The organism is Mesorhizobium sp. M4A.F.Ca.ET.090.04.2.1 (assembly GCF_003999085.1).
Classification (GTDB): Bacteria; Pseudomonadota; Alphaproteobacteria; order Rhizobiales; family Rhizobiaceae; genus Mesorhizobium.
In genome coordinates this window covers 1-11,424 of record NZ_RZOT01000149.1, presented here as the reverse complement: position 1 = coordinate 11,424, position 11,424 = coordinate 1, and the positions used below count along the sequence as shown (strand labels likewise).

Sequence of the window (11,424 nt, the reverse complement as noted above, 5' to 3'; positions counted from 1 at the left end):
GCGGCACATTGTGCCAGCCGGCCAGCGTCGGCGGCCCGATGACGATGCCGGCCTTGGGGTCGAGCGGACCGGGCGCGCACATGCCGATGCCTTTGACTTTGGCCTGCGGGTGCTCCTTGAGCAATTTGTCCGCCAGCGTGATGATCTGGCCGATCACCGCCTCCGATCCTGCGCCGGCGAGCGTCGGCGCCGAGACGCGGGCGACGACGTCGCCGCCGCGCTCGATCAGCGCGCCGCGCAGCTCCGTGCCGCCGAGATCGAAAGCGAGCGCGACCGTGTTCATCACGCGGCGGCCTTCAGCCCGTGCAGCCAGGCCATGCGCTGCGCGAGGTCGGGGTCGCCGAAGGCAAGCGAGCCAAGCACCACCGTATCGGCGCCGGCGGCGCGCAAGCTGGGCACCGTCTCGTGGCGGATGCCGCCGTCGGCGGCAAGGATGATATCGGCCTCGCGGCCGGCTTTCCTGATCAGCGCGCGCGCCTCGATCAGGCGCGGACAGGCCTGCTCCGACAGGCTTTGGCCCTTGACGCCGATCGACGTGCCGAGAAGTGTCACGAACGCCACCTCCGCCAGGAACGGGACGATTGCCGCGACAGGCGTTTCCAGCCGCAGCACGACGCCGGCCTCGGCACCGAGTTCACGCGCCAGCCGCACGGCGCGCAGGCCCGCCTCGCCATTCTCGGCGTGGATGGTGACGAGGTCGGCGCCGGCCTCGATGAACTGGCGCGTCTGCGCTTCGACGATCTCGGCCTCGACCATCAGATGCACATGGATCGGCTTCGCCGTCAGCCTGGCGATGCGGGCCACGAGATCGGGGAAGAACAGGAAGCCCGGGGTGAAGCGGGCATCGGCGACGTCGATGTGATGCAGGTCGGCATAGGCTTCGATGCGCTTCAGGTCGCGTTCCATATTGGCGAGGTCGGCCGACCACAGCGAGAATTCGCCGAGCAGCCTGTTGCGTGGCAGGGCGGCGATTGCGGCGGGGCCGGACAGGGATTTGCTGGTCATGACGGAATGAGGCTCCGGACTTTCGAGTGGGATTGGAGGAACGTGGTGATCTCAGTGTGCAACTCACTGAAATGCTGCTTGCTGTCGCGCGCCTTGGGCGTGACCTCGGCGAAGACGGCGTTGGGCATCGTGGCGGCGAGCGCGTAGGCGCTCGACATCGGATGCACGGCATCCATGGCGTTGCCGACGACCAGTGCCGGAACGGCGAGCGCGGCCGCCTCGCGCTGGGAAACACCCGGTCCGTCTGCGGCAATATTGGCCAGCACCTGTGCGAAGGCCTTGGCGTCGGGCCGGTCGAAATAGCCGAGCAGCGAGGACAGATTGTCGGGCGCCTCGTGATAGAGGCGCGTGGCCGTCGCCGATTGCGCGAAGATCGTCCTCGCCTTGTCGGGCCCATGCTCGAGGATCAGTTCGGCGACCTCGGCTATGGGCTGCATGTTCGGCGGTGCCGCCGCGAATGTCCAGGCAGGCCGCACCATGACCAGGGCGGAGACGCGTTTCGGATGGCGGCAGGCCAGCCGCAGCGCGATCCCGGCACCCATCGAGACGCCGCCGGCAATGAAGCGGTCGAGGCCGGCCCGGTCGGCGGCCGCGAGAACGTCGTCGGCGAACATCTCGAAGGAAAACGGCCGCCGCTCGCCAAGGCCGGAGCCGCCGTGCCCACGGCATTCCAGCGTGATGCGCCGGAAGCCGGCGGGGAAGGTCTGGGCGACCTGCGCCTCGCCGCCGCCCAGCCCGTGCTGGAAGACGACCGCCAGACCTTCGCCGGCGTCGGTGAACCGCAGCGTGGCGCCGTCGCGAGAGAGCGTCGCCATCACACCAGCCCCTTCAGGAAACGAGCGACACCGGGCGCTTCCTCGGCGGAAAGCCCATGCGTCACCAGCGGCCCATCGAAGCCGGCGTGCTTCAGCCGGGTGATGAAGTCAGGAAAGTCGACCACGCCTTGCCCGGCCGTGGCGAAGCGGCCATCGGCGAAGCGGTCCTTGGCATGCGCCATGGCGACATGGCCGGCCGTGCGTTCGACCGCATCGGCGACGATGGCGCGCGCCTGTGCGGCATCCGCCTGCTCGAAGAGGTTCGCCGGATCGAGCACGACGCGCAGCCGCTTCGAACCCATTTCGGCGATCAGGCGCGTCGCGTCGGCTGCGGAGGTGACGATGTTGGCCTGCTCGGGCTCGATGCCGAGGTCGATGCCATGGCGCTCGGCAATCGCAAGCGCCTTCTCCATCTCGCGCGCCATATCGGCCCAGGCCGAGGGGTCGGCATTGTCGGGATGATGCGCCCACTGGTCGTCGGGGTTGCGCGTTCCGGTGCAGAGCGTCACCAGCGGCGTGGAAAGCCTGGCGGCCGCCTCGATCACCAGCGCCAGCCGGCGCAAGCCGTCGTCGCGCACCGCCCTGTCCGGATGCGCCATGTTGTAGGTGCCCGACAACGCGACAAGGGCCACGCCCGAAGCCTCGGCGGCAGCCTTGATGGTCCGGATCGCCTCGTCGGGAACCGCATCCGGCATCGATGGCAGGCCGGCGCAGGCGAGGTTGAACTGGGTGACCGCGAAGCCCGCATCGCGCACGGCGGCAAGCACGCCGGCCGGCTCGCTGCCAGGGAAGGTCTTGGCGAACACCCCGACCTGCATCAGACCGCTCCCGTCACGCTGGCGATCTCGACGCGCTCGCCGCTCTCGACCGAGCGGACGATCGCCACCATGGCGCGGATCGAGGCGAGCCCGTCCTCGACATTGGCGCCGCGCATCGGCTTGCCGTCGAGCACGGTATCGGCGAGGCCTTCGATCTGGCGCCGGAAGAAGTGGCCGTCGGCGCCGAGCGGCTTGCGCGAGGTCGCGTCCTTCTCGTGGAAGATGTCGACCTCACTCGCCCGGAAATACCAGGGATTGAAGGTCTTCGCGATTACGGAGCCGTTCTCGCCATAGAGCTGGAAACCTTCGTGCCAGTCCATGCGCACGGCGACGGTGAGATCGAGATGGCCGAGCGCGCCATTGGCGAACTCGGTTTCGACGAACCAGCAATATGCGCCGAAACGCTTGTTGAGGCGCGCCCGCACGGCGGTGATCTCGCCGGCGAGGAAGCGCGCCGTGTCGACGAGATGCGAGCCGTGCGCCAGCATGAAATATTGCCTGAGATCGGCTTTCGGGTTGCCGGCCGGCTTCCGCGCCAGCTTGCTGGTCACCGGCAGCGGCTGCACCGCGTCGGTGTTGGTGTAGCGATGCGTGGAATCGCAATACCAGGCCTTCAGCGCCAGGATCTCGCCCATCTCGTCGCGGACGAAATCGCGCGCCGCTTCCAGCGCCGGATCGAAGCGCTTCATGTGCCCGACCTGCAGCACCTTGCCCGAGCGCTTGACCGCTTCGGCCAGCTTTTCGCCTTCCTCGACCGAGACGCCGATCGGCTTTTCGCACAGCACATGCTTGCCGGCCTCCAGCGCCTTGATAGACATCGGTACGTGATAGGCATCCGACGTGGCGACGATCACTGCTTCCAACTGCGGGTCTGCGAGCATCTCGTCATAGTCGCCATACATTCTTTCGGGCTCGTAGGTCGCGCCCATGCGCGCGAGCAGATCGGGCGCGGCGTCGCAGATCGCATAGAGGTCAGCACTGCTTGCCTTCGCGCAGGATTCCAGATGCGCGAACTGCGCGATCGGCCCGCAGCCGAGCACACCGACACGAAGGCGACGGTCTTTCTTGCGGATCATCGTCTCAGGCTCCGTATCCGCGCATGGTCTGGCGGTTGGTCTTGACCGCGCCGGCTGGATCGGCGGCGGCGGTCTCGGATTCCTCCTCCAGCACCAGCCAGCCGTTGAAGTTGGGCGCCGCGCTCGCGATCTCGATCACCTTCGCCGTGTCGCAGACGCCCTTGCCGAGCATCGCCCAGGTGCCGCCGGCATCGACATCCTTCAGGTGCACGTAGCGGATGCGGTCGCTATAGGTGGTGAGCGTGTCGGCCATGTCCTTGTGGCCGCGCAATATGTGCCCGGTGTCCGGCACCCAGCCGACCAGCGAGGCGTCGAGCAGGGAAAAGATCCGGTCGTAGTCTGCGCGGCCGAAGAGCAGCGTGTTGTGGTGCGAGCTTGGATGCACCGCGACCTGGACGCCGGCTTTGCGGCCGATCTCGCCGGCCTTGTTATAGACTTCCGCCGCAATGGCGAACTTGTCGTCGCGAGGCCCGTCGGAGACGACGGTCGCAGAGCCCATCGAGACAAGCGCGCCCGGAAAGGCCGCGGCAAAGTCGATCCATCGCCTGGCGGTTTCGAGGTCGGCGCCGATCTGGTCCTTCAGCGTGAAGCCGCTCTTCGAACCGAAGGCGAAGGAGACCAGCGTCAGGCCGGAGGCCTTCAGCGCGGCGGCGAATTCCGCCGGCTGGCCGGCATAGCGGCCGATCATCGTGTCGGTGATCTCGATGCCGGCATAGCCGCCATTGGAAATGGCCTTCAGGAGATCGTCCGGGCCTCCGGCAAAACGGTCTCCGAGCATTTCCCAGGTGAAGGTCTGGCAGCCGACTTTGAGGTCTTTCACGTTCATCCTTTCAATCCTTGATACCGCCCATTCCGTGATGTCGTTCTGGGTCTTCATGGGATGGACATCTACTTGACCGAGCCCGCGGTCATCCCGGCGAGGAAGTACCTCTGGGCAAGAAGGTAGATGAGCAGGAGCGGCAGCGAGCCGAGCACGCTCATCGCCATCATCTGGTTCCATTCGAAAGCGTGCTGCCCCATCAGCAGCTGGATGCCGATCGGGACAGTGCGCATGGAGGTCGACTTCGTCAGCGTCAGCGCGAAGAGGAACTCGTTCCAGCACAACAGGAAGGTATAGACCGAGGTCGCCACAATGCCGGGAAGCGAGATCGGGACGATCACCCGCCAGAGTGCGGTCCAGCTGCTGCCGCCGTCGACGGCGACGGCCTCGTCGAGATCGCGCGGCAAGGTGTTGAGATACCCGGTCATCAGCAGGATCGCGTAGGGCAGCGTGAACACCAGGTAGGTCACGATCAGCGCGATATAGGTGTCGAAGATGCCATACGAGACGACGAGCCCGAAGAAGGGGATCAGAAGCGTGATCGGCGGAATCGTCTGCGTGCTGATGATGAGCGTGTTCAGGCTGCCCTTGCCGCGGAAGTTGAAGCGGCTGAACCCATAGGCTGCCAGCAACGCGATCAGCACCGTCAGCACGGTCACCGCTCCGGCCACGAAGTAGCTGTTGAAGAAGAAGCGCAGTTTTACTGGGTCGCCAAGGATGGCCGCATACGCTTCCAGCGTGAACGCCTTCGGCAGGATGGTTGGCGGCAGGGCAAAGATTTCGGTATTCGATTTGAACGAGCTGCTCAGCATCCAGTAGATCGGGAATGCCGCGAAAAACAGCCCGGCGGCAAGCGCGACATGCAGCGCGACGGTGATCAGCCGGTCTTTCGGCGTGTGCCTTTTCCTCATGGTGACTACCGAGCCTTCTGATAGCGGATGTAGAACAGTGTCAGGCCAAGAGAGATCAGCAGGATGATCACGGCGCTCGCCGCCGCCTGGGACAGGTTGTAGCTCGAGAACGCCAGCTTGTAGGTGTAGGTGCTCAGCACCTCGGTCGAGTAAATCGGACCGCCGCCCGTCGTTATCCAGATCAACGGGAAGACCTGCATGGTCCAGATGAAATCGAGCAGCGAGATGCTGATGATGATCGGCATCAACTGCGGAATGGTGATGAAGATCAGCTTCTGGTAGGCCTTCGCGCCATCGATATCGGCGGCCTCGTAGAAATCCTTGGGAATGCCCTGCAGGCCTGCGAGCAGGCTGACCATGAAAAGCGGGTAGCCCGCCCAGATATTGGCGAAGGTGACGGCGTGCAGCGCGGTCTCGGGCGAGGAAAACCACTCGACCTTGGAACCGATGATGCCCAATTGCATGAGGATGCTGTTCACCACGCCGTTGGGCTCGAGCAGCAGGCGCCAGATCACCGCGATGATCACGGCGGTGAATAGCCAGGGCAGGATGTAGAGCACGCGCAGGACATTGCGCAGCGTCGGATTGATGCGGTCGCTGTTCAGCATGAGCGCGAAGATCATGCCGATGGTCATGTGGAAGATGACGCTCATGCAGGTGAAGTAGAGCGTGTGCCACAGCGAAGCCCAGAACACGGGATCGGCAAAGATCGCCTGGTAATGTTTCAGTCCGGCAAAGGACGGGTCGCGCCGCAGTACCGCGCTGTTCTGGAACGAATAGCCAATCACCGTCACCATCGGCAGCAGCATCAGCAGGCCGATGATGATGAGCGAGGGCGACAGGTAGAGATAGGGTGCGACCGCTCGTTTCAGCCTATGGTGGGAGCGCTTCTGCGGGGTCATATGCCAACCTTGGGACACGCCTTCAAGAGAAGGGGAGCTTCGGAAACGGGTCCGTCTCGCATTGCCGATGCGTTGTTGCCGGGAGGCCTGCCCGAAGTCAGGCCGCCCGGTAGAGATCGCAAAACAGGCCGATCAGAATTTCGCTATCCAGCCCTTTTGAGCATTGGCCGCGGCTTCTTCCGGAGATTGTTCGCCGGCGAGCATCTTCTGGGCTTGCACGTCGAACTGGGTCATCAGGTCTTCCGCCACCGGCAGGCCCGTGAACTCATTGGCAAGATAGCCGGTCTTGAAGATTTCGAAAGCCTTGCCGAAAGCCTTGTCGGAAGTCACGAAATCGGGCTTGGCGTTGACGTTGCCGGGGAAGGCGTTGGCCAGCGACACGAGCTTGGCGTTCACCTTTTCACTCATCAGGTATTGGACGAGCTTCCACGCCTCCTCCTGATGTTTCGAGCCCGCGGAGATGCCGATGCCCCAGGAGGCGTATGGCAGGCCGCGCTTGCCGCTATAGTCCTCCACGACCGGGACCGGGATGAGGTCGAAGTTCAGCTTGGGATTGCGTTGGCGGATGAGGTTCACATGCGCGAGCGAGTCGATCATCATCCCGACCCGGTCGTTGACGAATTCCTCGACCTTTTCCTGTTCGGTCTTGGTGGCGATGCCGGGCGAGATGGTGCCCGCGTCATTGAGCGATTTGACGAAGGTCAGCATATCCACCACCGGCTTTGCCTCGAGAGCCGGCTTGCCGTCAGCCATCATCGATTGACCCGATGCCCAGACCCACGACATCATGTCGTTCTGGACACCGGACGGCGTTTGCAGCGACAGCGGCAGCACCCAGCCATACTGGTTCTTGTCGGCCTGGGTCATCTTCTTGGCGGCTTCGAGGAACTCCGCGCGGGTCGACGGCAGCTTGGTGACGCCCGCCTTGGCGGCGAGGTCCAAATTCACGAACACCGGATAGACGAACGAAGCCACGGGAAACATCACCGCTTTGCCGTCCACCTTGATGATGTCCGCGACCTGGGCTTTGTCGAAGCCGCTCGCATCCATCATCGGGTTCATGTCGGCCAGCGCGTTCTGCGCGTTCAAATTGTTGACCCAGGCGCCGTCGAGACCAACGACGTCGCTAAGCGTTCCCGTCGCGGCACCAACCGAGATCTGGTCTCGCGTGGTCGCATAGGGGCCGCTGACCAGCGTCACCTTGATCCCGGGATTCGCGGCCTCGAATTCGTCCATGATTTTCCGCAAGGAGCCTGCGGGCAGCTCAGGCTCCCACCACTGGGTGAACTCCAGCGTGGTGTCCGCCATGGCGCCGGTTGCGCCAAGCAACCAGGCGGCCGCGGCCATTTTCAGCATCGCGGGTTTTATCCGAAACGTCATTCTCTCCTCCTTCTTTAAGATCGGCCGCACAATGCGGACGATCGTCTGGTTCATTCAGAAGTCTTCATTCGCAGGCGCCTCGCTCTCGCCTGCCGGCTCTGCCGCAGTCCTTCAGATCGCCAGATGCGTCTCGGGATCGAAGAAATGGAGCTTGGTATCATCCACGGCCAACCGGATTTCCGAGCCGGAGTGGATGGCGCTGGTCGGCTCGAATCTCGCCACCGCGTTCGATGCCAGGCCATAATCCTCCACCGCGTCCGGATCGCCGGAGTCCACCCGGACCGCGTCGATGTTCAGGTGGACGATATGTTCGGAGCCGAGCTCCTCGATCGAAGTCACCTTTGCCGGTATCGTCTGATACTTGCGGCCGGATTCGAGGCTGCTGTCATAGAGATCCTCCGGCCGTATGCCGAACACGATCTTGCGCCCCTCATAGGACCTCAGGGCGGGCCTGCCAACGAAAGCTGCATCCTGCAGCCGGATCGCGAAGTCACGAAAAATGAGCTCGCCGCCCTTCAGGGTCGCTTCGAAAAGGTTCATCGACGGGGAACCGATGAAGCCGGCGACGAAGGCGTTCACCGGCGATTCATAGAGCCTCTTGGGTGTATCGACCTGCTGCAGCACGCCGCCCTTCAACACCGCGACCCGGTCCCCCATCGTCATCGCTTCGATTTGGTCGTGAGTCACATATATGGTCGTGACGCCGAGCTGCTTTTGCAGGCTGGTGATTTCGGCGCGCATCTGAACGCGCAGTTTCGCGTCCAGATTGGAAAGGGGCTCGTCCATCAGAAAGGCGGCGGGCTCGCGCACCATGGCGCGGCCCATGGCAACCCTTTGACGCTGCCCGCCTGAAAGGTTCGCGGGTTTGCTGTCGAGCAGCGACGTCAGCTGAAGGGTTTTGGCGATCTCGTCCACGCGCTTCTTGCGCTCGGCCTTCGGCTTGCCAGCCAGCCGCATCGAAAAGGCGATGTTTTCGAACACCGTCATGTGCGGGTAGAGCGCGTAGCTCTGGAAGACCATCGCGATGTCGCGGTCCTTGGGCGGCATGTCGACGACGTCGACGCCGCCGATGCGAAGACTGCCGCTCGTGATGTCCTCCAGTCCCGCGATCATCCGCAACGCAGTGGATTTGCCGCAGCCGGACGGGCCGACGAGGATCAGGAACTCGCCGTCCTCGACCGACAGGTTCAATTGGTCGATGGCGTGAAAATTGTTCCCGTAGGTCTTGCAGATATTCTCAAGAATGACTTCTGCCATCTTCCTCCTCCACAAGTCTCAGTTCGACCGCTGACGGAGCGTTCGTAGATGTCAGAAGTTTCGTGACCTGGTCGTTGGTGGGCAGCGCTTCGCGCCCACCACGCCCCGTTACGGACAGGGCTGCCGCCGCGGCCGCGAACGCCACCCGGCCTGCGGTGTCGGCCCCGCGCGTCAATGCATGGGCATAGGCGCCATGAAAGCAGTCACCGGCGCCGGTCGAGTCGACGACGTCAACCCGGTGCGGGGGCAGGTGCCAGAGCCCTGTCTCGTCGCGCCCGCGATAGTAGACGCCCCTGCCGCCATCGGTCAGAACCACGGCGGACCGCGACGGCAACCACAATGCATCGAGCATCTCGGCCGGCGATCGGCGGCCTGTGGCAGTCCGCGCAAAGCCGAGGGGAAGAATGAGATGGTCGCATTGCGCGATCAGCCGCTCCGTGGCTGGGCCGGCGCTCCATTCGATATCGCCGAGAATCGCAAGGCCGAGATCGCGAGCCCGGGCCACGACATCCAGCGACCGGATCGCGTAGCTATCGACGATCAGCGCGGTCGCGCGGCCAAGAATATCGTCCGGAAATTCCGGCGCGGTGCCCAGCATCGCATCGTCGTCATACGCGATGAACCGTTCCCCGTCAGAACCGACGGTGATGCGCGAGCGCACCGGGCGCGCGTCGGGGTGGCGCGGCGCGAATGCGGTTTCAACACCGCTCGCCACGAGATCGCGCAGCGCGGCGTCGTCCGCGCCAGTGCCCAGCCATCCGATGAACCCGGCGGTTCCGCCGAGCCGCGCGACGGCGGCCAGCGCCGTCGCGACATTTCCCCCGAAAGCCCGGGCACTTTGCAGAACCTTCCCCTTGCCCGCCGACAACGGCTGATCGACATAGACGATGTCGTCGATCGCAATAGCGCCGAAGCCGAGGATCGAGGGGACGGCGGGCATCGTTCAGGCACCCGCCTTCGCCAGGGCGTCTTTTGCCGACAGGCCGTCATGGATGACGCCGCGAAAGGCAAGCGCTGCCTTCTGCGGATCGCCATGCCCCCAGAGATTGCGGCCGACCACGGCGCCGCGCGCCCCGGCACGGATGGCGTCCGCCGTCTGCTGAAGCGCGCCGAGCAGCGTATCGGTCTTCGGACCACCCGCGATCACAACGGGCACCGGGCAGGTCCGAACGGTCTCTCGGAACGACTCGAAATCGCCCGTGTAGCCGATCTTGATCACGTCGACACCGGACTCGTAGCCGATGCGCGCCGCATAGGCGATCTCGTCGGGGGTGAAGACGATTTTCGCCCCGTCGGTGAAATCGCGAGGGTAGATATGCGCCACCACCGGCATGCCGTAGCGGGCCGCTGCGTTCACCGAATCGGTCAGCCAGCGTATGTATTTGCCCTCGGTCGCGCCGCGCACCGGAATGGCCACGGCCAATGCATCGGCCCCCGCGCGCACCGCATCCTCGGGCGTTGCGATCAACTCGCTGATGCGATCGTCCAGGGTGAAGCAGCCCGCCTGGATCACCAGCGAAGCCTTGCCCGCATATTGCGGCCACAGATGGCGCGCGGTGCCGGGCTGGATGCTGACATAGTCGGGTTTGCCCGCCATGACGCGTGCGAGCGCACCCGGCAGGTCGGCAAGGCCGCCTTTGCGCACGTCGCCATAGCCGACGAAGTGGTCGACCGCGCCGCCAAAAAGGTTCCCGGATGGGTGCGAGAAGAGGCGCGCAAGACGCACCCTGGTTCCTAGGCTCATGAGTTCAAAATTCCCCAATCGTCTGGTTTCAAAATCCTGCTGCGTCGGCATTTTCACATGCTCTATAAAATTTTTACGCGCGTCAAGAATTAAAATGTTGTATAGCGGCTTTCGACTGTGATCCATTGCTGGCGCCAGGGTGCAGCTAGGCCATGACCGCGTTGGGAGATACGATCTGAAATGCACGGAAAATCAAAGACAAAGCTCGCCATCGGCGTCATCGGATGCGGCAACATCTCGGTGACCTATCTGCGCAATGCGGCTCTGTTCGGCAGGATGGAGTTGGGCGCCTGTGCCGACATTTCCGCCGACATGGCGGCGCTCCGTGCCAAGGAATACGGCCTCCGCGCGCTCTCCGTCGACGAACTGCTAGGCGACCCGGAGATCGACCTCGTCCTCAACCTCACCATCCCCGCGGCGCATTTCGACATCTCGTTTTCGGCGCTGTCGGCGGGCAAGCACGTCTTCACTGAAAAGCCGCTGGCGACCTCGGCCAGCGACGGCCGCCGGCTGGTCGCCGAGGCGAGGGCGCGCGGGTTGCTGCTCGGCGCGGCCCCCGACACCTTCCTCGGCGCCGCTGGGCGCCGTGCGCGCCGCCTGATGGACGAGGGCGCCATCGGCCGGCCGGTGACCGGCACGGCCTTCATGATGGGGCGCGGCATGGAGCACTGGCATCCCAATCCGCAATTCTACTAC

At 64.3% G+C, this 11,424-nt stretch carries 13 protein-coding genes; 1 reads left to right on the top strand and 12 read right to left on the bottom strand.

The features are described 5' to 3' along the window. The 12 genes from EN781_RS12975 to EN781_RS12920 all read right to left on the bottom strand — a co-directional run. A partial coding sequence (locus EN781_RS12975) for an ROK family protein (protein ID WP_145965492.1) occupies positions 1–283 on the bottom strand: 283 nt, incomplete at its 3' end. Continuing rightward, positions 283–1,005 (bottom strand): ribulose-phosphate 3-epimerase, encoded by a 723-nt coding sequence (locus EN781_RS12970; protein WP_126056136.1) that lies wholly within the window; start codon positions 1,003–1,005, stop codon positions 283–285. The genes EN781_RS12975 and EN781_RS12970, both read right to left, overlap by 1 nt. Further along, complete coding sequence (locus EN781_RS12965; RefSeq protein WP_126056135.1) at positions 1,002–1,820, bottom strand: alpha/beta hydrolase; 819 nt, start codon at positions 1,818–1,820, stop codon at positions 1,002–1,004. The genes EN781_RS12970 and EN781_RS12965 overlap by 4 nt, the downstream gene beginning before the upstream one ends. Then, on the bottom strand, positions 1,820–2,638 hold the full coding sequence (locus EN781_RS12960; protein ID WP_126056134.1) for a sugar phosphate isomerase/epimerase: 819 nt from the start codon (positions 2,636–2,638) through the stop codon (positions 1,820–1,822). Before EN781_RS12960 ends, EN781_RS12965 begins: the two co-directional genes overlap by 1 nt. Further along, entirely contained in the window at positions 2,638–3,714 is a 1,077-nt protein-coding gene (locus EN781_RS12955) for a Gfo/Idh/MocA family oxidoreductase (RefSeq protein WP_126056133.1), read from the bottom strand. The genes EN781_RS12960 and EN781_RS12955 overlap by 1 nt, the downstream gene beginning before the upstream one ends. A gap of 4 nt (positions 3,715–3,718) precedes the next feature. Next, a complete protein-coding gene (locus EN781_RS12950) occupies positions 3,719–4,540 on the bottom strand; it encodes a sugar phosphate isomerase/epimerase (protein WP_126056132.1) in 822 nt (273 codons plus the stop codon). Positions 4,541–4,602: 62 nt separating this feature from the next. After that, on the bottom strand, positions 4,603–5,445 hold the full coding sequence (locus EN781_RS12945) for a carbohydrate ABC transporter permease (RefSeq protein ID WP_126056131.1): 843 nt from the start codon (positions 5,443–5,445) through the stop codon (positions 4,603–4,605). Between the two features lie 5 nt (positions 5,446–5,450). Continuing rightward, entirely contained in the window at positions 5,451–6,347 is an 897-nt protein-coding gene (locus EN781_RS12940) for a sugar ABC transporter permease (RefSeq protein ID WP_126056130.1), read from the bottom strand. A gap of 132 nt (positions 6,348–6,479) precedes the next feature. Further along, positions 6,480–7,727 (bottom strand): sugar ABC transporter substrate-binding protein, encoded by a 1,248-nt coding sequence (locus tag EN781_RS12935; protein ID WP_126056129.1) that lies wholly within the window; start codon positions 7,725–7,727, stop codon positions 6,480–6,482. A gap of 111 nt (positions 7,728–7,838) precedes the next feature. Continuing rightward, on the bottom strand, positions 7,839–8,984 hold the full coding sequence (locus EN781_RS12930; protein WP_126056128.1) for an ABC transporter ATP-binding protein: 1,146 nt from the start codon (positions 8,982–8,984) through the stop codon (positions 7,839–7,841). Next, entirely contained in the window at positions 8,965–9,924 is a 960-nt protein-coding gene (locus EN781_RS12925; RefSeq protein ID WP_126056127.1) for a PfkB family carbohydrate kinase, read from the bottom strand. Before EN781_RS12925 ends, EN781_RS12930 begins: the two co-directional genes overlap by 20 nt. A gap of 3 nt (positions 9,925–9,927) precedes the next feature. Next, positions 9,928–10,728 carry a class I fructose-bisphosphate aldolase gene (locus tag EN781_RS12920; protein WP_127400045.1) on the bottom strand — a complete coding sequence of 267 codons (801 nt, stop codon included), beginning with the start codon at positions 10,726–10,728 and terminating at the stop codon, positions 9,928–9,930. A gap of 180 nt (positions 10,729–10,908) precedes the next feature. On the opposite strand from EN781_RS12920, the gene EN781_RS12915 reads away from it, so the two are divergent. After that, positions 10,909–11,424: Gfo/Idh/MocA family oxidoreductase (locus tag EN781_RS12915; protein WP_145965491.1), on the top strand; the 516-nt coding region annotated here is incomplete at its 3' end.